Below are 20228 nucleotides of genomic sequence, written 5' to 3' on the forward strand. Positions count from 1 at the left end.
ATTTAAAACATAAATAAAAATAAATGGATTTCCCCATCCAATTTTGCAAAAAAAAAGAGAAAATTCATGACAAAGATTACAGTTGCAAAAGGGGACGGCATCGGGCCCGAAATCATGGATGCTACGATCGAGATCATTCTGTGGGGCGGCGCACAGTTGGAAATGGATTTCATTGAGCTAGTTGAGCAGGTCTATCTGACCGAAAACCTCTACAATTCAATGGTACACCAGGATTTTCCTGGGACAAGGTCAATGATGGTTTCACAAATGCATTTTAATCACTGCTCAAAATCGATTTTATGAAAACTACAGAAGGATTCCAATTGATAAAAGGGCTTTTCAAGCCCGATGAAGCCAAAGAAGTACTGCTTAGCCTGGTGAACTCTAAAATCACTTTCCACCATAGGAAAAGTTTCAGTCAGCAGGAGCGGTTCGGCACGAGAGACCGCTCCGATGACGAAAGGGTAAGAGAGTTGGCACAAACTCACCAGGAACTTGCTGCCTTGATAGATCTGGCGAAGGCCACGGGGTGTAACCTGAAAGTACATTCGACAATTCAGGTCGAGCTAATACCCCAGATTGGTTCTGGTAGCACAGAAAACGCTTTTGAAACAAATAGCTAAAATCTAGTATATGAATCTGAATCTACTCGGTGAAAATCTTACAAACCCAGCTTTACTATTTTTCATTCTCGGAATTATCGCGGTATATCTCAAAAGTGATCTCGAAATCCCCCCAAACTCCTCCAAATTCATTTCAATTTATCTCCTGCTGTCGATCGGCTTCAAGGGAGGACAGGAGCTTTCCCATGAAATGTTTAACCATGAAATCATCTGGTCAATGTTTTTTGGGGTTTTCATTGCCCTGACAATCCCTTTCTACACCTTTTTCATCCTGAAAACGAAGCTTGCAGTGTATGATGCGGGGGCAGTTGCTGCTGCGTATGGCTCGGTAAGTGCGGTGACTTTTGTCACCGCAGTTTCTTACCTCGAGTCCTTTCACCTTACCCTCCACGGGTACATGGTCGCTGTCATGGCTTTAATGGAATCTCCTGCTATCATCGTCGGGCTAATTCTAATTTCATTCTTTGAAACAGAGAAAACCAATGCGGTTACGAAGCGGTCGGTGATACAGCACTCCCTTACAAACGGCAGCGTGCTGCTGGTTTTGGGCAGCCTGCTGATCGGGTATTTCGCTGATGCAAAACAAGCGGAAGGAATTAAGCCTTTTACCAATAATCTCTTCAAAGGCTTTCTGGCAATCTTTCTGCTGGATATGGGGATCACAAGCGGACGCAAGCTCAAATCATTCTTTCAACTTGGCTGGTTCCCGTTTCTATTTGCAGTACTGATTCCCCTAGCCAACGGATGCATATTCGCCCTGCTAAGTTCATTGGTCACCGCCGACATTGCCAACCGCTTTATCTTCGCCGTGCTGGCAGCCAGCGCCTCTTACATTGCAGTCCCCGCAGCAATGAAAATAACGGTCCCCCAAGCTAACCCCGGCTTATTTTTACCCATGGCCCTTGCAGTGACATTCCCCGTGAACATCACCATCGGCATGCCCATTTACTTTTTGATAGTTAAATATTTCTGAAAGTTATTGGTCGATACTTGGGTTTGCTTATGTGCGATTTGCCACTTTATCACTTACTATAAATCGCCAGATAAACACCACTTACAAAAGCTTCTTCGGTCATTAAAATAGCAGAAAACAAAAATACTTTCGGTAAATTTTGCCCCCGAACAACAGTTCTCTCCTATTGTTATCGACAATTATCATCAGCGAAGTTTATATCACATCATTAGTTCAGAAGTATTTGTATGAAAGTTAAGATCAGTTTATCCCTTGTTTTGCTGATAATGCAATGGGCGCAGGTTTCGGCGCAAAACCTGCTGAAATATGTTGATCCTGATATTGGTACTGCGCATAGCCGCTGGTTTTTTTACACGCCTGCGGCTGTACCTTACGGAATGGCAAAGCTGGCGCCGTCCACCAATGGGCACTATGGCAATCCTTCGGGCTGGGAAGCTGTCGGGTACGACACGCGCCAAAATTCGATTGAAGGGTTTGTGCATTTTCATGAATGGCAGATAGGCGGGGTAAGTTACATGCCCACAACCGGTGCATTGAAAACCAAACCCGGCGACCTGGAAGGAACAAATACAGGTTACAGGTCCAGATTTGACAGAAAAAATCAGGTCGCGCAGCCGGGTTATTATAAAGTCTTGCTGGATGACTACAAAGTTACCGCCGAGCTCACCGCTACCAGCAGAGTCGGCTTTCAGCGCTACACTTTCCCGCAGAATGATCAGTCGCATATCGTCCTGGATATTGGTAACAAGCAAGGCGAAAGCGACATTGTAACCGATGCCAGCATTAAAATGCTGGACGATACGCACTTTGAAGGCTATGTGATCACGTATCCCAAGTATGTGAAAATCTACGACCCGGCAGGTAAAGTAGCTATGTATTTTTTCGGAGAGATTAGCAAAAAGCCGGAACATGTTACCGCTTTCACAGCCGATCAGGTATTTGAAAATCAAAACGTCGCGACGGGCAAAGGCGCCGGACTGGTACTTAACTATAAAACAAAGAACAGGGAAACAATTGAAGTAAAAACCGGCTTGTCATATACGTCCACTGCCAATGCGAAACAGAACTTTCTGGCCGAGGCAAAGGATTTATCTTTCGAGAAAGCAAAAGCCCTGGCCCAGACAACCTGGCAGCAGCAGCTCGGCAAGTTTGTGGTTGAAGATCCCGATGAGCCTAACAAAATCAAGTTTTACACAGGCCTTTTCCACGCATTGCTGGGCAGGGGAATAGCCAGTGATGTGAATGGCGCTTATCCGAAACATGGAGGGCAGACCGGGCAGTTACCTGCGCAAATGGGCGACGGTCCGAAATCCGAATTTATTAATACAGATGCGATCTGGGGCGCTTTCTGGAACATTACGCAGCTGTGGTCGCTGTCGTATCCGGAATGGTACGGAAGCTTTGTGAACACCCATTTGCAGATTTTCAGGGATAAAGGCTGGTTTGGCGACGGCATTGCCAACAGTGAATTCGTGTCAGGAGTAGGTACCAACTTTGTCGGGCTGGCGATCGTGGGTGCTTACAATGCAGGCATCCGGAACTACGACGTGGACCTGGCCTACAAGGCAGTGAAGGCCAATGAACTGAACTACCGCGATCGCCCGGTAGGCTCGGGAAAGCTGGACACCAAGGCATTTCTCGACCATGGATTTGTGCCTTTTACGGAAAGGAAAGGACAAGACTTTGTCACCGATTCTACCGGTTCAAACTTCGCAGGCTCCCACACGCTGGAATACAGTTTCAGTGCATTCGCAGCGGCGCAAATGGCACGGGCATTGGGTAAAACAGAGGACTACCATCAATTCATCGGGTTGTCAAACGGCTGGCGGCAAATATTTAATCCACAAAACAAATTAATGCATCCCAAGACTGCCGATGGTAAATTCATCGGGCAGTTTGATCCCTATCAGCCCTGGCGGGGATTCCAGGAAGGCAATGCGGTGCAATACACCTTTTATGTACCTCACAATCCGGCCGCACTGATCGATCTGATCGGAAAGGACGTTTTCAACGCCAGGCTTGACAGTATTTTTACTGTTTCGGAAAAACTGGGTTTTGGCGGCGGTAAAAAGATCGATGCTTTCGCAGGTATCAATTCTATTTACAATCACGGAAACCAGCCAAACTTACACACCAGCTGGTTATTCAACTTTTCGGGAAAACCCTGGTTAACCCAAAAATGGACCAGAATGATTGGAAACGAGTTTTACGGTACCGACCCTATCCACGGTTATGGATATGGGCAGGACGAAGACCAGGGACAGCTTGGATCGTGGTATGTGCTTAATGCGCTCGGTTTGTTTGACGTAAAAGGTTTTACCGATTTGAGGCCGGTTATCCAATTGGGAAGTCCATTATTCAAGAAGGTTTCCATTACGTTAGGCAACAATAAACCATTGGTCATTGAAACGGTAAACAACTCAAAGGAGAATGTATATGTTCAGTCTGCAAAGTTCAACGGGGTACCGCTTGATAATTGCTGGCTCTACCGCGACGAGTTAATGAAGGGCGGCAAGCTCACCTTTGTAATGGGATCTCAGCCAAATGTAAATTGGGGTACGGCAACGAAAATACCTTCACCACAGTAATGCAAACTGTACTGTTAAAATGGCGGTCGAGCAGGTACCTACGCGCTGATTACCTAAAAAAGCGGGTTCTTCCTAAAATAGGTACTGCCTTCAAAGCTAACAGAATAATCGGATTCAAAATGGGTGCTTTTCTGGTAGTAATCCGTAGTAATGATCTGAGCGCCTGATTTGCAGGCCGCCTCGAAAGTAGATTTATCATTCCTTCTCGCCTCACGCGTATCGGAGTCGGCGCGGGTGCGGATGAGATAGCCTTTTTTAACCAAATCCGGAATTTCGGCCGATTTGGCATTATTTCTGATCAGAAAAGCGGCTTCCGGTGTGCCGGGCAATGCATTGGCAAACATTGTCCTGCCATTCAGCGATGGGTGGCCAGCCATGTACATGTCCCTCTTACTGCCCGAATCATCCAACACAAACACGAATTTCCCCTTCGCTTCCTTTAGTGTCGGCCAGTTATCGTGCAGCACGGCGCTTTCCAAGGTTTCGTATTCGCCCCTTACCATGTCAGGCATAAGGATATGCGCTTTCCCCAGGTGCTCAAGCAGTACCTGATCAAGCTCGTCAAAGTCTTTGGCGACAATGCCTTCAGCCTCGCCGGCCTTCGCAATTTTCCCTTTTACTTCAAGGGTAATGTAAACCGGTGTATGATCGGGATGCGTCTCTGACCAGGCTTTGAGATCGTCGAGACAATCAGTTAACGTGAAATAATGACTTCGGAAATCCAGGTTAGGTACATGCAGGATCTTGAACCCTGGCTGCTTCATTTTGCCCTCCGGATCATACGGTTTTTGACCAGCAACCATTTCCAGTCCTTTCGGATTCGCATATTTCCCACCTTTCTCGTCAGGATACACATCGATTTCAAGGTTGCGCAAGCCAAGGTCAAGCTGTGCTGTAATCGGAATGTGTTCATAGGCGAGCGAGCTTGCCGCAGCGGAATCCTTTTGAGAAAACACCTTGAACAACGACGGCTCAATAGCTTGTTTATAGCTGTTGTGTGAACCGATTATCTGCGTTTTGTTAATCTTTAAATTGTTGTCCGTCTGGGCAAAAACAGGAAAACAGCACGTGAGCAACAGACCTAGTAGCGCTTTCATTGGCGATGGTTTTGTACTACGCAAAGGTAGCCGGCGAAAAAGGACCACCGTGTTAAATTTGTGTTACCAGACAGCACTGCGCCCCCGCTTCAAAAACCTGGTAACCTTTTGTTAATACAATGATAACGCGTATTAACGCTCCTCTCGCCTCTCGGACGGTAATTTTAAACCCTGATCATAAGTAAAAACTTAAATTCTATGCGTTCAAAATTACGTCTATCAAAGCTCGTATGTCTTTCCGCATGTTTGCCCTGGGCTGTACTCAGTACTAACCCTACCCAGGCATTCTATGCGAATGTCAATACAAATCTTTCGTTACAGGCTGAAAACTCTCTGTTAAATTCAAGATCTGTCGCACAGTCCGTTTCGGGTACTGTTACAGATGAAGCGGGTATGCCGCTGCCAGGCGCGACTGTTGTTGTTAAAGGAACAACAAAGGGTACGTCGACGAACGCCGAAGGTAAATTTGTGATCGACGCCGATGCCGCCGCTGTTCTCGAAGTTTCATTCGTAGGATATGCCACCAAAGCAATTCCGCTTAACGGGCAATCGTCGATCGTTATCCAGCTCAGCCAGGACCTATCGCAGTTAAATGAAGTCGTTGTAGTTGGATACGGCACCCAAAGAAGGTCGGACATTACCGGCGCTATTTCTTCTATCAGCAGTGAAAGTTTCAACAGGGGCGTCGTGACCAACCCTGGCGAGTTGCTGCAAGGTAAACTGGCGGGTGTTTCCATTGCTGCCAATAGCGGTGAACCCGGTGCTGCGCAAGACATTATTATCAGGGGTATCGGTAGTCTTCGTTCAGGAACGCAGCCCTTGTATGTGGTTGACGGATTTTTGCTGGACAATTCCGCTACCGGTGTTCCCACCAATCCGCTGAACTTCATCAACCCCAGCGATATTGAAAGTATCGACGTATTGAAGGATGCCAGCGCGACAGCTGTATATGGATCCAGAGCATCCAATGGGGTTGTGGTAATCACTACAAAAAAGGGTAAGGGAAGACCACAAATGAGTTTGTCGGCCTCAACGGCAATATCTTCCATTGCCAATAAAATCGATGTTTTCGATGCGGATGCTTTCCGCCGGGAAGTTGTAGCTACGGGCGGAACGCTGCAGGATTTCGGAGCAAATACGAACTGGCAGGATGAATTGACGCAGAGAGGTGTTTCAAACAACGTCAACTTATCGATGAGCGGAGCCAATAGTGAAAATTTCTCCTATTTCACTTCTGTCGGTTACCAGGATCAGGAAGGGATCCTGAAAAACAGCAGGTTGAAACGGTATTCGGGAAAATTGAATCTGAATCAAAAGGCATTCAATGGCCGATTAAATGTTGACTATAACTTAACCGCTTCCCGCACGGAGAATTTACGGCCGGATATCATATCGACCATGAGCGATATGCTTAGTTTGAATCCGACGATCGCTCCTTTAACCAATGGGGTGCCTACCGTGCTGAACACAAATGCATTAAACCCGCTTGCCCGTTACAATCTGTTCAGCGACAAGGCAATTAACCACCGCATTCTGGCCAATATTTCTCCATCCATTGAAATCATCGACGGCCTTACGTACAAATTGAATTATGGTGTCGATTATTCAACTACCAACAGAAATCAGCAGTACAAACCTTTCCCGGCTGTTGTCAATGAGTCCGACGTTTCCCAGGGTGTGCTGGACAATACAGTGAGTTCAAATACCAATCAGCTCGTCGAGAATACATTGACGTATAACTGGATACGTGAAGATCATAATGTGACGCTCCTGGCGGGTCATTCATTCCAAAAGTTTTTGGATGAAGGCAGAACGACGACTTACCGCGGCTTTGCAAACAACAACATTGACCCTATTTATCAGGATCACACCAGTACTACTGCACTGCCCACGGCCGTCAATTCGGATGCTTTGAAGAATGAGCTCCAATCTTTCTTCGGGAGGGTAAACTATATATATGCTGATAAATACATGTTTACCGGTACGTTACGCGCCGACGGATCTTCCAAGTTCGGAGAGAATAACAAATACGGTTACTTCCCTTCTTTCGCCCTGGGCTGGAATATCAGCAAGGAAGCATTCATGAACGGCTCGGCTTTTAACAACCTGAAACTACGTGCCAGCTGGGGACAAACTGGTAATCAGGAAATTCCATCCAAAATTACCAAGGCAAGTTATTTAGAGCAGCGTTTGCAAACAGGAGCCGGGAGTGTAAGTACTTACCCGATTGACACGGATGCTACGGCACTGCAAGGGTATCCTTACGGGATTATCTTCACAAGATTGGCGAATCCCAATTTGAAATGGGAAGTATCCACGCAGATTGACCTCGGTATTGATTTCGCGTTATTCAAAAACAGACTGACCGGTACGCTGGATTATTTCAATAAACAATCTTCCAATATTCTTCTGGAAGTGGTTCCATCAGACCCTGTTCAGCCTACTTCTACCTACTGGACTAATATCCCGGATATGAAAATCCTGAACAATGGTGTGGAGCTGACATTGAACTACGGCAGCGATCCAAAGCGTGACTTCTCGTACAACATCGGAGGTAACCTGACCTACATTCAGAATAAAGTTGAGAAATCTCCCTACGCAGTCCTGGCAACTGGTGCAGCGCAGGGTTCTGGCCAGTCGGGGGCTACGATTAACGGTTATATCAATAATCAACCTCTGGGGGCATTCTATATGTACCAGTTTGACGGGATCAATGCGGAAAACGGCCAAAATATATTCAGAGATACGAATGGAGACGGCGCGATACTAGACAATGACCGTGCAGTAGTAGGCAGCGCGATCCCTAAGATTATTTATGGATATAACCTCAATCTCAAATACAAGGCTTTTGACCTGGGTTTGAACTTCAATGGCGTGGCTGGCAATAAGATTTACAACCACACCACTATGACCTTGTTCAGCAGGGCGCAATTGGCCAAATCAAACAACACTACTGATTTTGCCATTCAATATCCCAATGAGGCTTTGAGCAATGCCAATGTTGTTTCGACCCGGTATCTTGAAAACGGATCTTTCATGAGATTGAACAATGCCACGCTGGCCTACAACCTCAATCTCGCAGGAACCAGGCTGGGAAATTCGATTCAACGGGTTAGCCTTACATTGACGGGACAGAACTTATTTGTGATCAGCAGTTATTCAGGTTTCGATCCGGAGGTGAATACGGGATCAGCTTCCGGCGGTATCCAGACATTCGGAATTGACCGCTTTACCTACCCGAGAGCAAGAACGTTTCTGTTGGGTCTGAATGTGACATTTTAACAAAACATAAAGGATTTATCTATCATTCTTTGATAACCAAATTGTAATGAAAAATACAGGAATTTACAGGGCGCTCACGATAGCCGCATTTCTACTGGCTTTTATCGGTTGTACAAGCCTGGATGAAGAAATACTTGACGAATCCCTCACGGGAACAGGCGAAGCTGAGCTTGTAAGCGGGTCCATAGCTCCGGTATACGGTTTGCTCCGCGCCGGGGTGTGGCTGCATACCAACAATTTCGGACTGCAGGAGGTGGCTTCCGACGAAGGTATCCTTCCTTATCGGGGTGGTACCGACTGGTACGACGGCGGTAAGTTCATCGCGGTTCACCAGCATTTGATGACGCCAAGTAATGGCCTCGTAACCGATACCTGGACGCAAATCACGCTTACTCTATCGAGAGCTGTCATTGCTGCCGAAAGATTGAATGCAGCTGCTAAAAATGGCAATGCCGAGGCGCAGGCAGGTTACTACGAAATGGTTGCGATGAAAGCATACCTGAATATGCTGGCGCTGGACAACTGGGGGCTGGTTTTCACAAAAGAGCTTTCGAGTGATGTATCCAAAATCCTGAGAGGACAGGAAGCTATCGCTTATATCGAAAGCGAGCTTTTATCGGTAGTTGATGTGATCAGCAAAGACAAATATCCGGGCAGGCTGAACCAGAATGCGGTGAAAGCTTTGCTGGCGCGTTTGTATTTGAATGCTGCCGTATATCGCAATCCGTATGGTACGCCCGAATTCCGGAAGGACGATATGGACAAGGTAATTAAATACACCGATGAAATCATTGCCGGACCGTACTCACTGGCTCCTGAATACTTCGATTTGTTCAGTGACGACAACCATACCAGCCCGGAACTGATCTTTGCGCTTGACCAGCGGGGAGTGCTGGAAACCGATCACCAGCGGTGGGCATATTGGTCTATATCCGGTGATCAGATACCAAGACCGGAGTTCCCGAATACGCGTGGAACGGACGCCGTAGCAGCAACTTCCGACTTTTACCAAACCTGGGTTGATGCTTATGGCAGCACGGACCCTGCTGATGCGGATGCGCGTTTTTTCAAGAGAAACACCATTGTCCCTGAAAATCTGAAAGACCTTACAGGAGTTACGCCATTGAATGACACGGAGCATTATTACTCCGTAGAGGCCACGCAGTTTGAAATGGACAGGGGAATTTTGCGTGGAATCATCTGGGGACCCAGAAAAGACGGAAGCGGCAATATTTTAAAATCCTCCGACGGCAAAGTAAGAATATATCCGGTGATCAACAGGAGAACCAGCGGAGCGAACCTGACCTATGTGAACCACACCCGCAATGTTGACTTTACCGGCCCGGGCAGTTTGCACAACACAGGCTATCGCTTTTCGAAGTATCAGTTCAGCCACACGGGAAACAATTGCTGCAGTTACAGCAGTGTCGACCTGGTGCTGATCCGCCTGGGCGAGATTTACCTGATGCGTGCGGAAGCGAAGCTGAGAAATGGTGATAATGCCGGAGCTTTGGCGGACATCAATAAGTTAAGAACATCAAGAAATGCGCGGCCAGCCCAGACTCCAAAAGCGCTGACGAGCATTAACCTCGACATATTGTTCCGCGAGTCGGGCTTCGAGCTGTATTGGGAAGGTTTCAGAAGAAACTACCAGATCCGCTTTGGAAAATATGAAGGCAACTGGACAGGAAAAACGGATAACAATGTCAACAAACGGTTATTCCCAATTCCTCAGAGAGCCATTGACGGAGCTTCCAGCCAGGAAGGCTTTTTGGTACAAAATCAGGGATATTAAATTCCTATATTAAACAAAAACGAGGCTGTCTCAATTGGGACAGCCTCGTTTTTGTTTTGACCATTAGTCAACTTTAAGGTCGCATTAGCAGAGCTCTTGGTCAAGAATCTTAGGCCGCATCCTCATCCTCCACCACATCAGCATGGGCTTCGGCTTCGTAACTGTCTGCGTACTTGATATCGCCAAGCAAGTATTCCGAGCTCACAATGTCGTAGGTAACAGCGGTTTCACTTTTGGAAATGACGTTCAATTGCCAGAGAATGTCTTTGGCCTCTTCGAAACGATCGCCTTCTAGCTGGTCTGAAAAGAGACGCTTCACCAAACTGCGGTCGGACATGCCCGCTGCCAGTATCCTCAGAATGGGAGCTTCCGGGTTTTCATCAAAAATGGTTACATCTCCCTCTATTTCAATGGAGAACCGGACTGCCTCTGTGCGCGGGAACTTGCCATTGTAAGCGTCGTGAAGCAATTGGGTAGACCGGAAAAGATCAGGATGTAAATGCAGCTCGGGATATTCCTCCCAAAGTTTTTCAGTCAGGATTTCATGTGACAAATTCTGGATCTGGCCGTCGGTCAGGCGATCGGCTATGGTGTAATCCAAAACGATTTTGGCGGCTTCCTCGGGCTCAAAGTCCGTCAGCGACATCATGCACATTTCTTTCAGCTCAGCATCCTTGATTTCAGAGGGATTATCATAATCCATCGCATTCAACAAATTGATCAGATCACTTTTTTCCCACGATCCCGGCAGCTCCTGAATTTGCGCGAACGACAACACTTTTACTTTAAATTGACTCATTATTGTAGCGAATAGATTGGAATGCCCGCCCCTGAAAATCAAGAGCGAACGGCAGGGACAAACGTCTCTGCGTCAGTTTCTTTCATCTGTAGCATAATCGTGCCGCGGGCAGCGTAAGTGGTTTGCTCTCACAGCCGGCGGAAGCCGTGAACAAGTTCTGAAGCAACAAAAAAGGACTGTCGCCAACAGTCCTCAACATCTAGGCTTTCGCTCCCATTTTTTCGAGCCCTTCCCAAAGTACTTTCAGGTCAAAAAGAGCGGACTTTTCAGCTTGATCAAACGGGATATTAGAGTGATAAAGCGCCAGATCGTGGATCAATTTGAGCGAGTGGGATAATTCCCGACAGCCCTGACAATCGACGATATACAGAAAATCTGCCTGCGACTGCGTCAGCGGAGCGCCGACATCCAATGCGTCACGTGCATTATTCGTCGGGTTGACTGAATTTGCATTCGAGTCGACACCTTCTCCATTCGGTAGAGTTTGCATTTGAAATGGATAAAAATGTGAAAAAGAGTGGAGAGGTCACCGCAAACTCTACCGAATGGAATTTTCGATCAGGCTTCGGGACTTGCACCCGTATGCCTCTCCAAGGCCATTTTGGCCTGATTTTTAGTAAAAATTCCATAAGTAATATTGTAAAGTTTGCGGGGCAAATATAGGGGAAAATTTGGATCGGCAGTGAGGGAATGAACTAACGGTAAGACCTTACAAACACATGAGTTGATGAAGATAAAGCTGCTTCTGCGAGAAAATAAATAGGAAGGTTTTTTCCATAGCTTTGCGGTATAGCCGTCTATGCATGAACCTTCCGAGTTACGATACCGTTGCCTATGCCGAAAATGCCTTCCAGTTTTATAGTAAAGGCAATCACAATATGCTGATCGCTATTGTGAAGCTACCCGGGAGTGACAATGAATACAATCTCGGCTTCGGGGTTTGGGATCGCAAGACTAATAAGATCGATGATAAAATTTCGGTTAATGATGGTGATCGAGACCAGATTTTAGCAACGGTGGCAAAAAAGGCACTTGAATACATTGATAGCCATCCTGAAATAAAGCTCTTGGCCACCGGTTCAGTCAGGAAGAAGGAAGATTCTAACGAGTTCGAAATGCGTCTAAGAACGCGCTTGTATCAGATGGGCATTAACAAACACTTCGACTACTTGGTACAGCGGTATAATATCGAAGGGTTTAAAGCTGTCAAAAACAAGGAAGGCGAAATAGAGGGAGATTGGCCAGATTGGAAGGGCGAATGGGTTCCATTCACAAAAGGCACCAATTATGACGCATTTTCGTTAAATTTGAAGAAAGGATTACCTTGATAATCAACAGAGAGGGCAATATGGCAACTCAAACGACAAAGAGACAAAAAGAAACTGCTAAGTTCTTGATTGGGAACAAAGAATTTATCTCCCCTACCAAACCTATGGTTTTTAGCAGCGCAAGACCAAGTATTTTTGCTTCCAAGTATACAGATGGCAAGGTAGCGAATCAAGAATCTTACGTAAAGCCTTTTGTCATGCCTGACTTATTTCTAGAACAGGCAGAGGATATGGGCAATTTTGTCGATAAAAACCCAGTCCCCAAAAGAGACTAGCCAGGGCAAATTCCGCCGCTACCTATTCAAAAAACTATTTTCCTGACGTCAGGAAAATGCTCGGCTTACGCATTCAACTCCCTCAACACCAACCTCTGCAACTCCTCCTGCGGCAACAAAAGTTGATATTCCCACACCAATCGGCTTATTAATGTCCAGCAAAGCTATTTAAACATCCCAATGATTTTTATCGGCGCAGCGAATAATGCCGATGGAAGGGTTTTCATTCTCGCTTTTTCCCAGACGATCATGTAAAGAGGCTTTGAAACTGTCAATTTTCCGTTCAATCGCCACCAGGGAACAGTAAATTATGTCCCCAAGGCGAAACTGCCACAGCCTGCCGCAGTTTTGTATCTGCCTGATAATAATGCTCATAAAAGCGCTTCATATCCCAAAGATTCCGCGGAGACAAACCCATATCAGGAAACGCGTTTTTCAGACCAAAGGACAATACGATTCTCCTTGCTCATTCAGATTCAGTTCGCAATCCGCCAATTTAGCTTTTCGTATTGATAATCATCAATGACTAAGTGATCGCTCCACTGCCGCCAGGGCGTGTAATGTCGTGGTATCGAAAACAGGAACGCGGCTATCTTCCTGGCGGACTAAGAGCATAATCTCGGTACACCCTAAAATGACACCCTGTGCACCCCGGTCGACCAGATCTTCAATGATCCGCTTATATGCAAGGCGGGATGATTCTAAAACTTGCCCGCGCACAAGTTGCTGATAAATGATGTCATGAACGGTCGCCCGGTCTTCTGAGTTGGGAATCAGTACTTCCAAGCCGAACTGGTTTTGCAAGCGTCGTTTATAGAAATCGCCTTCCATTGTAAAGGCTGTGCCTAAGAGTCCGACCTTGTCAATGTTTTGCTTTTTGATGGCCTCCCCTGTCGGGTCAGCAATATGCAATAAGGGTATCGTGATACTTTCCTGCAATTCGTCAGCCATGCGGTGCATGGTATTGGACAGGATCAAAATGAAGTCAGCGCCGCCTCGTTCAAGTCTTTGAGCGGCGTCAATCATCACTTGGGTTGCCAAATCCCATTGTCCCTGGTGTTGGTACTGCTCGATCTCCGCAAAGTTCAGCGAATACATCAGAATCTTCGCAGAATAGAACTCGCCCAGCCGGTCACGCGTCGCTTCATTGATAATGCGGTAGTATTCTGCGCTGGATTCCCAGGAAAGACCACCAATCAGGCCGATAGTCTTTAATCGTGTGGTTTCGGTCATTAGTGTTTGGTAAAATTGATTTGAATGCTAATGTCGTTTCACAAAATAACGACTTTAAACATTTATCAACCTGGCAGTATACCTCTATTTGGTTTCCTGCGCTAGTCTCTTGATCAATGAACCAATCGTAAGACCTTGTACGATAATAGAAAAGAGCACAATCACGAAGGTAATCGACACGATGATGTTCTTATATGGACTGGACGGCAGCGACAGCGCAAGTGCAATCGAAATTCCGCCTCTCAAACCACCCCAAGTCATTATTTTCAAAGTACCTGGTCCAAGTTGTTTGATAAACCCGAAAGCGGTGGCAGTAAAATAAAGCACGCCAAACCGGACTATAATGATCAGTATGGCTGTAAGCAGCCCGATAATCATGTAATTTACTTCGAAGGTAACCATTACAATCTCCAAGCCGATCAGCAGGAACAGGATCGCATTGAGGATCTCGTCGGTGATTTCCCAGAATTTACCTAGATAATCTTTGGTGATATCGCTCATTGCGCGGGCCCTGCCCCGGTTGCCGGTCATAATACCCGCTACTACCATCGCCAACGGACCAGAAACGTGCAGAAAATGGCACAGTGAATACCCACCCATCACCATCGCCAGGGAGATCAGAATTTCTGTCTGAAAATGGTCAATGGATTTCATCAGCCGGTAACCTACAATACCGATAACGCCGCCAGCAACAATGCCGCCCCCAGCCTCCTGAAGAAACAGCAGACCGATTTGCGGAGCACCAAAATTCTCAATCCCTACGGAAGCGATCTGCAATAAAGTAGCGAAAATCACCACGCCTATCCCATCGTTAAAGAGCGATTCGCCCACAATGTTGGTCTCAACGGTTTTGGACAATTTTGCTTTTGTCAAAATACCCATCACTGCAATCGGGTCGGTGGGAGCAATCAATGCGCCCAAGAGCAAACAGAAAACCAGCGGAATGTCCACCTCAAAAAGTATTGTAAGGAAGTGGAATCCGTAGCCTACCATGAAGGTGGATAGTATTGTTCCGATTACAGCAAAGCTGGTAACTGTCTTTGCTGATTCTCTCAGATCAGGGAGGTGCATATGCAGCGAACCCGCAAATAAAAGGAAGCTCAGAAGGATCCCCAGGATGAATTCAGAAAAATCGATCAGCGCCAGCTCCCTGAATACCACTGCCGAAAAGCGACTTGAAACCTGCCCTAGTGAGATCACCACCAATGCAACTACGGAACCCATCAGCATCAGGCTTATCCCGGAAGGAAGCTTGACAAAACGGACATTGATGTAAGAGAAGAATGCTGCAAGCGAAATCAGGATTGAGAAAAGTACAAATAATTCCATGGGGTAAAATATTGCTCGTTTAAAAATTAAAAGCCGTTATTGATTTATGCGCGACGGGTTGCAGATCAATGGCCGCTTACTGGTTTTACATTCGACAGCGGTGAATCCGGATCCGACAACTTACCATCCTTTACAACAGTAAACTTACCATTTGACTCCATTACAACAGCCTCAATGCCGGAAATCGAAGTTACACCCTGACTTCTTAATACCGACCGAATTTCATCTTCTGTGACCCTTTCTTTTTTGAGTGCATCATTTAGGAAGTTCCCTTTGAAAAACACGAGAGTCGGCTCGGAACTGATCAGTCTGGAAAATGACTTGGACCGCACCGAGGCACTTGCCAATAAGTATTGAAGAAAGATCAAAAGCGCCAGTGCCAGTGTGCCGTCGGCCAGAGCCACATCTTTATTTAATAACACAGTCGCTAGCGTTGATCCCAGCGCTACCGTCACGATAAAATCAAACTCTTTCATTTGAGATAATGTCCTCTTTCCTGAAATCCTCAACATCAGTACGAGTGAGAAATAGGCCAGAATGCAAATGATAAATGTGCGCATCAGGCTCTCCCAGCTGCTAAAAAATATTTGATCCATAATGTATTCGGTGGTTAATGATGTACAAGACTGGCTAAATATCTGGAAGCAATGATCCCACACCATTCCGCTGCAATTCTGACGAGTAGCAAAGCTGACTCAAAGATCCACAGGTAAGGGACTTAGCAGACAATATTATCGTCTTGCAACGCGAAGAGATAATACAAATGAAGTCAATGCTATACAGGCTTTAATTGAAAAAAATCGATTCACAATTTCACAGGTAAATTTCTAGTAATTAATCACAAAAGATTCGATCATGCTAAAACTTATTCTTTGATGTATTTAACTCTTTCAAGCTCACAATAGGAAATGATCAATTCATTTCAAGCCTGAAACTTGGCACATCGGAGTCCTTCTTACAACTAAACAGACTAATAGTGACAATCCATAAAATCTGACTGTTTTCACAGGTTTCATTTTGGGATCTAATTCAATCAGTTGTCAGTACCACCTGCCCCTCGGGATAACCAATATCAGCGGCTCTTTCAGCAGTAATGAAAAAGCCTCGCGGTTCAAATATTGTTACCGTCTCTAACTCACTTTTAAGCTCCTTTCTGAATAGTCCGCGCGAACTTTTGAGCCTTCCCAGATTTTTAAGGCCGTTCCGCTCTGTTTTGGCCCACACTACATACGTGTCCCGAGATTCAACCAGCCTTTCAGGGGGCGAAAGATGACGCACTGATAAGTCGATTGAATAATTTTCATTTTTGTCTTTTTTGACTTTTACATTACCCTCCGCCGCAGGTACAATTGCCGATTTACTAAACGTCATCTTTCTCGAACAAGCCGACATTCCGGAAAGCAATAGGATAAAAAATAAACTCAGTAAAAAGCGGGTATTTTGAAATCGGATTTTCATTGTTCGCATTTGATAATTGGTCTTGATTACTATTTTATTTTGATGGGGCATTTAAAACACTAGCCTCACCTTACTTACGGTTGTTACCCTTACTGTTGCGCCACATAGGAAAACTATCCAAAACTGTCGTGCCCGCCGCTTAAATACCTGACTTAAAATAAAAATTAGGCTTTTGTTGTGATCCGGTGCTGTGTGTACCCCTTTCGAAATAGGATTGTCACGCTTGCTGCCCGAGTCCGAACTGCTACACCGGGAACAATTTTCTCAGTGAGGCTTAAACAGGAACTTTTGAGGAAATATTTTCCAGTCAGACCAAGATGTAAAACCTCGTCTTCACCGGCGACTGCATGGCTGATATTTTTAGAATATATCATCTATTCGATTATTCCACATACAAACCGATGTTTTTGTGTATTATAGTAAATGCAATTCGCGAAATCTTTGAAAAACATATGCTACACTTTGCTAATAAATATCTCTTGCCATTTTTTTTACCATTGATAATCTTCGGGTTTTTGTCTTGCAATTCTGCTGATGAAAAAACGGCCGGGACGCCAGATAGTACTGCACTAGCCGCAGCCGACAGCACGATCAGTTTAAGCGGTAAAGACTCCGCAAGACTGACCAGCGAAATGGTGTTTGACTCTGTATATCAGCACTCGCCCAAGGGTGTTTTTCAAGCCTTAATGGCGGGGCATCGCCGCTTTTTCAAAGACTCCTCTTTTGTTTATAGTGCGAACAATAAAGTCCCCGACACCCTGGCCAGAGTAAAACCCATTCTGCTAGTGACAGACATTGATCTTGACCAATCAGTCGAAAAAATTTTTGATCTGCATCGCTCCATGTTTATGCAGTTATCAAGCCCAGCTTGTCTGGTTGATTCCAAACAGATCGCGGTCATGGAATATGCGGTTAATTATAGTCGCACAAAGGTGATATTTGTACTTTCCAGCAGCAGCAGCCGCATGATAGGAGCAGCTGTGGACAATGTTCAGACTGCCAATTTCGCAAGCATTGTTAATGAACTGTCGCCAGCCACGAAGACGGCGCCGGAGTTCGCGGATCGTTCTTCCGCTAACAAAGATTTTGTAAACAACATCGCGCAAAGCCAGGCGCGGCTTACGCTAGAAAAGATTCTTCAAAGCAGCCCGCAGATCAAAATGCTGGCAGACAGCGGCAAGGTTGCTCTGAAAAGCGCTTTTTACGACGCCAGCAAACGTTCGGTTACCATTCTGGAACGTGAAGCTCCCATCACTCCATCAGCTAAAAAATAGACCGTATGGCCATATTATTAAATGCAGAAAGCATGTTTGAGCTTCCGCTCAGCAATCCGGTACTCATATTTTCTCTGGTGCTTTTCATCATATTGTTCGTTCCGCTGCTGCTCAATAAAATCAAGGTCCCTTATGTGATTGGACTCATCCTGGCTGGCGTGGCTGTCGGCGAACATGGCGCAAACCTGCTCCGGCGTGACAGCAGCATTGTCCTGTTTGGAACAGTAGGATTGATCTACATCATGTTTCTGGCCGCACTGGAAATTGACATGAAAGAGTTCAAGAAGAACAGCTCGAAAAGCCTGATTTTTGGAGTCTTTACCTTTGCAGTTCCAATGGTCATCGCGGCCCCCGCTGCCCATTTCCTGCTTGGGTTTAGCTGGATTTCCAGTATCCTGTTTGCCAGTATGCTGGCTTCACACACGCTGATCTCCTACCCGGTCGCGGCACGTTTTAATGTTCACAAGACAAAAGCGGCCATTATCGCAGTCGGCGGGACGATTATTACAGATATTCTTTCGTTGCTCGTGTTGGCTGTTATTGCCAAAATGAGCCAGGGCGAGATCAACCAGGCTTTTTGGATACAGCTTATCGTGTCGGTCATTGTGTTCGCATTGATCGTCTGGTTTGTGTTTCCAATTATAGCGCGCTGGTTTTTCAAGCATTTCGATGATAGCATTGCGCAGTACACATTTGTGCTGGCAATGGTATTTCTGGGTTCATTTTTGGCGGAGCTTGCCGGCATTGAACCCATTATCGGCGCATTCCTTTCCGGACTGGCACTGAACAGACTCATCCCGCATCATTCCCCTTTGATGAACCGGATTGATTTCGTCGGCAATGCGCTTTTCATTCCGTTCTTTTTAATAGGTGTCGGCATGCTGGTCGATATCCAGGTGCTTTTCAAGAGTACTGAATCGTTGAAAGTGGCCGGTATCATGACCGTTGTTGCTTTGGGATCAAAATGGCTGGCGGCGTTATTAACTCAGAAATCATTCAAAATGAATGGCGACGAGCGTACATTGATCTTCGGATTAAGCGCCGCGCGTGCTGCGGCTACCCTGGCGACAGTTTTGGTCGGCTACAACATTATTATCGGGCAAAATGAACTGGGTGAACCGATTCGTTTACTGAATGAAGATGTGCTCAATGGCTGTTTGATCATGATCCTCATTACCTGTACAATCGCCTCTATCGAAACCAGTCGCGCAGCTGTCAGGTTAGCCCGCAAACTCAATGAAGGCGCAAGCCAGGCGGCGGGACAAGACGCCCGGAATATCCTCATTGCGGCTTCCAAGGAAGATACGATAGATCCGATGATTGAGCTGGCATTGCTAATGCAGCCCAGAAAACAGGAACAGAATATTTTTGTGCTGTCAGTTATCAGTTCAGAAACCGCAGACCGCGAGTCGGAGGAACGCAGACTTAGAAAATACCAGGACAAAATGGTTACCACAGCAGCTGCGACGGATGTAATCATATCTCCGCTGATCCGCTACGATGTCAGCTACGTTTCCGGCATTCAGCACACATTGGAAGAAAAAAGGATTCATGAAGTGATTATAGGCCAGCAGAAAGGCGAGAAAAACCCTGGTTCGGTAACCGGCTTAAAATCACAGAAATTATTAGCCAGATGCCCACAGATTGTGTACCTGATCCATGGCATGCAACCTCTCAACACCATCGGGAAAATCACAGTAGTATGTTCTGAGCGGGTGGAAATGGAAGCGTCGTTCCCCCTGCTGATAGAACGGATATCGACCATTGGAAAACAGCTGAATTGTGATGTCCATTATCACAGCACAGAAAGTACACTTGCATCAATCCAGGCTTATAACCAGGCCAACAAGGGGCCGGGCGCACAGTTTACAGTTTTCGACAATTGGAGTGATTTCCTGATCCTGTCCCGGGAAGTTCGGACAGAGGATCTGTTTGTCGTCATCGGCGCGCGGCCAGGCAATATAAGTTATCATGATGCTCTGGCAGAAGTTCCCCGCCATCTCGCCAGATATTTCAGTGACTACAACTATCTGTTGATGTATCCGGATCTTCAAGCAGATTTTCTACAAACAGGTCAGACTGAACGTACCGGGGAAATTCTTCAAAAAGGCATTAACCAAATTAGTAAAACAGGAGATAAACTGATCCGTAATATTTTGAAACCGGGTAATTGA

General features: G+C 46.0%; 18 protein-coding genes. 10 read left to right on the forward strand and 8 right to left on the reverse strand.

The genetic code is table 11. The features are described from left to right. Nucleotides 1-66: 66 nt before the first annotated feature. The 4 genes from Q369_RS0118100 to Q369_RS0118115 all read left to right on the forward strand — a co-directional run bounded on the left by Q369_RS0118100 (nt 67) and on the right by Q369_RS0118115 (nt 4184). Entirely contained in the window at nt 67-303 is a 237-nt protein-coding gene (locus Q369_RS0118100; protein WP_031529193.1) for a hypothetical protein, read from the forward strand. Beyond that, a complete protein-coding gene (locus Q369_RS0118105; RefSeq protein WP_031529194.1) occupies nt 300-623 on the forward strand; it encodes a hypothetical protein in 324 nt (107 codons plus the stop codon). The genes Q369_RS0118100 and Q369_RS0118105 overlap by 4 nt, the downstream gene beginning before the upstream one ends. Before the next feature lie 10 nt (nt 624-633). Continuing rightward, a complete protein-coding gene (locus Q369_RS0118110; RefSeq protein ID WP_031529195.1) occupies nt 634-1596 on the forward strand; it encodes a sodium-dependent bicarbonate transport family permease in 963 nt (320 codons plus the stop codon). 227 nt (nt 1597-1823) lie between these two features. Next, nucleotides 1824-4184, forward strand: a complete 2361-nt coding sequence (locus Q369_RS0118115; protein ID WP_031529196.1) for a GH92 family glycosyl hydrolase — start codon at nt 1824-1826, stop codon at nt 4182-4184. 53 nt (nt 4185-4237) lie between these two features. Here the strand turns inward: Q369_RS0118115 and Q369_RS0118120 are convergent, their stop codons facing one another. After that, on the reverse strand, nt 4238-5281 hold the full coding sequence (locus Q369_RS0118120; RefSeq protein ID WP_031529197.1) for a phosphatidylinositol-specific phospholipase C1-like protein: 1044 nt from the start codon (nt 5279-5281) through the stop codon (nt 4238-4240). 198 nt (nt 5282-5479) lie between these two features. Between Q369_RS0118120 and Q369_RS0118125 the strand changes: the two genes are divergently transcribed. Continuing rightward, nucleotides 5480-8563 (forward strand): SusC/RagA family TonB-linked outer membrane protein, encoded by a 3084-nt coding sequence (locus Q369_RS0118125; protein WP_031529198.1) that lies wholly within the window; start codon nt 5480-5482, stop codon nt 8561-8563. A 46-nt stretch (nt 8564-8609) separates the two neighbouring features. Next, entirely contained in the window at nt 8610-10358 is a 1749-nt protein-coding gene (locus Q369_RS0118130) for a RagB/SusD family nutrient uptake outer membrane protein (protein ID WP_031529199.1), read from the forward strand. 109 nt (nt 10359-10467) lie between these two features. On the opposite strand, the gene Q369_RS0118135 is transcribed toward Q369_RS0118130, so the two are convergent. Together Q369_RS0118135 and Q369_RS0118140 are read right to left on the reverse strand one after the other, a co-directional pair. Beyond that, nucleotides 10468-11157, reverse strand: a complete 690-nt coding sequence (locus Q369_RS0118135; RefSeq protein WP_031529200.1) for a hypothetical protein — start codon at nt 11155-11157, stop codon at nt 10468-10470. A 199-nt stretch (nt 11158-11356) separates the two neighbouring features. Further along, the gene (locus tag Q369_RS0118140; RefSeq protein WP_031529201.1) at nt 11357-11647 is read right to left on the reverse strand and encodes a hypothetical protein; all 291 of its coding nucleotides are present in this window, start codon (nt 11645-11647) and stop codon (nt 11357-11359) included. Nucleotides 11648-11960: 313 nt separating this feature from the next. Here Q369_RS0118140 and Q369_RS27825 point away from each other — a divergent pair, with 313 nt between their 5' ends. Both Q369_RS27825 and Q369_RS0118150 read left to right on the forward strand, forming a co-directional pair. Next, nucleotides 11961-12485, forward strand: coding sequence for a DUF6934 family protein (locus Q369_RS27825; RefSeq protein ID WP_035333655.1), 525 nt, complete (start codon nt 11961-11963; stop codon nt 12483-12485). 20 nt (nt 12486-12505) lie between these two features. Continuing rightward, complete coding sequence (locus tag Q369_RS0118150; protein ID WP_157488240.1) at nt 12506-12760, forward strand: hypothetical protein; 255 nt, start codon at nt 12506-12508, stop codon at nt 12758-12760. 283 nt (nt 12761-13043) lie between these two features. Here Q369_RS0118150 and Q369_RS29530 read toward each other — a convergent pair whose 3' ends face one another. The 5 genes from Q369_RS29530 to Q369_RS0118175 form a co-directional block, all read right to left on the reverse strand. After that, complete coding sequence (locus Q369_RS29530) at nt 13044-13178, reverse strand: DUF1016 N-terminal domain-containing protein (protein ID WP_229206884.1); 135 nt, start codon at nt 13176-13178, stop codon at nt 13044-13046. 101 nt (nt 13179-13279) lie between these two features. After that, complete coding sequence (locus Q369_RS0118160; RefSeq protein ID WP_031529205.1) at nt 13280-13993, reverse strand: aspartate/glutamate racemase family protein; 714 nt, start codon at nt 13991-13993, stop codon at nt 13280-13282. 84 nt (nt 13994-14077) lie between these two features. Next, nucleotides 14078-15322 (reverse strand): cation:proton antiporter, encoded by a 1245-nt coding sequence (locus Q369_RS0118165; RefSeq protein ID WP_031529206.1) that lies wholly within the window; start codon nt 15320-15322, stop codon nt 14078-14080. A 65-nt stretch (nt 15323-15387) separates the two neighbouring features. Continuing rightward, nucleotides 15388-15918 carry a DUF421 domain-containing protein gene (locus tag Q369_RS0118170; RefSeq protein ID WP_031529207.1) on the reverse strand — a complete coding sequence of 177 codons (531 nt, stop codon included), beginning with the start codon at nt 15916-15918 and terminating at the stop codon, nt 15388-15390. Nucleotides 15919-16351: 433 nt separating this feature from the next. After that, a complete protein-coding gene (locus tag Q369_RS0118175) occupies nt 16352-16780 on the reverse strand; it encodes a hypothetical protein (RefSeq protein WP_051664133.1) in 429 nt (142 codons plus the stop codon). A gap of 347 nt (nt 16781-17127) precedes the next feature. Here Q369_RS0118175 and Q369_RS0118180 point away from each other — a divergent pair, with 347 nt between their 5' ends. Then, nucleotides 17128-18054 carry a carbonic anhydrase gene (locus tag Q369_RS0118180; protein WP_084165778.1) on the forward strand — a complete coding sequence of 309 codons (927 nt, stop codon included), beginning with the start codon at nt 17128-17130 and terminating at the stop codon, nt 18052-18054. Nucleotides 18055-18059: 5 nt separating this feature from the next. Further along, nucleotides 18060-20228: a cation:proton antiporter gene (locus Q369_RS0118185; protein WP_031529210.1), complete on the forward strand. Its 2169-nt coding sequence runs from the start codon at nt 18060-18062 to the stop codon at nt 20226-20228.

The sequence above is a fragment of the Dyadobacter crusticola DSM 16708 genome, assembly GCF_000701505.1.
Taxonomy (GTDB): Bacteria; Bacteroidota; Bacteroidia; order Cytophagales; family Spirosomataceae; genus Dyadobacter; species Dyadobacter crusticola.

What these genes read in the sequence shown, in the direction of transcription:
- Q369_RS0118180 (WP_084165778.1), top strand. Translation starts at nt 17,128, where the DNA reads ATGGCTGATATTTTTAGAATATATCATCTATTCGATTATTCCACATAC.
- Q369_RS0118110 (WP_031529195.1), top strand. Translation starts at nt 634, where the DNA reads ATGAATCTGAATCTACTCGGTGAAAATCTTACAAACCCAGCTTTACTA.
- Q369_RS27825 (WP_035333655.1), top strand. Translation starts at nt 11,961, where the DNA reads ATGAACCTTCCGAGTTACGATACCGTTGCCTATGCCGAAAATGCCTTC.
- Q369_RS0118175 (WP_051664133.1), bottom strand. Translation starts at nt 16,780, where the DNA reads ATGAAAATCCGATTTCAAAATACCCGCTTTTTACTGAGTTTATTTTTT.
- Q369_RS0118120 (WP_031529197.1), bottom strand. Translation starts at nt 5,281, where the DNA reads ATGAAAGCGCTACTAGGTCTGTTGCTCACGTGCTGTTTTCCTGTTTTT.
- Q369_RS0118165 (WP_031529206.1), bottom strand. Translation starts at nt 15,322, where the DNA reads ATGGAATTATTTGTACTTTTCTCAATCCTGATTTCGCTTGCAGCATTC.
- Q369_RS0118130 (WP_031529199.1), top strand. Translation starts at nt 8,610, where the DNA reads ATGAAAAATACAGGAATTTACAGGGCGCTCACGATAGCCGCATTTCTA.
- Q369_RS0118100 (WP_031529193.1), top strand. Translation starts at nt 67, where the DNA reads ATGACAAAGATTACAGTTGCAAAAGGGGACGGCATCGGGCCCGAAATC.
- Q369_RS0118140 (WP_031529201.1), bottom strand. Translation starts at nt 11,647, where the DNA reads ATGCAAACTCTACCGAATGGAGAAGGTGTCGACTCGAATGCAAATTCA.
- Q369_RS0118185 (WP_031529210.1), top strand. Translation starts at nt 18,060, where the DNA reads ATGGCCATATTATTAAATGCAGAAAGCATGTTTGAGCTTCCGCTCAGC.
- Q369_RS0118150 (WP_157488240.1), top strand. Translation starts at nt 12,506, where the DNA reads ATGGCAACTCAAACGACAAAGAGACAAAAAGAAACTGCTAAGTTCTTG.
- Q369_RS0118125 (WP_031529198.1), top strand. Translation starts at nt 5,480, where the DNA reads ATGCGTTCAAAATTACGTCTATCAAAGCTCGTATGTCTTTCCGCATGT.
- Q369_RS0118135 (WP_031529200.1), bottom strand. Translation starts at nt 11,157, where the DNA reads ATGAGTCAATTTAAAGTAAAAGTGTTGTCGTTCGCGCAAATTCAGGAG.
- Q369_RS29530 (WP_229206884.1), bottom strand. Translation starts at nt 13,178, where the DNA reads ATGGGTTTGTCTCCGCGGAATCTTTGGGATATGAAGCGCTTTTATGAG.
- Q369_RS0118115 (WP_031529196.1), top strand. Translation starts at nt 1,824, where the DNA reads ATGAAAGTTAAGATCAGTTTATCCCTTGTTTTGCTGATAATGCAATGG.
- Q369_RS0118105 (WP_031529194.1), top strand. Translation starts at nt 300, where the DNA reads ATGAAAACTACAGAAGGATTCCAATTGATAAAAGGGCTTTTCAAGCCC.
- Q369_RS0118160 (WP_031529205.1), bottom strand. Translation starts at nt 13,993, where the DNA reads ATGACCGAAACCACACGATTAAAGACTATCGGCCTGATTGGTGGTCTT.
- Q369_RS0118170 (WP_031529207.1), bottom strand. Translation starts at nt 15,918, where the DNA reads ATGGATCAAATATTTTTTAGCAGCTGGGAGAGCCTGATGCGCACATTT.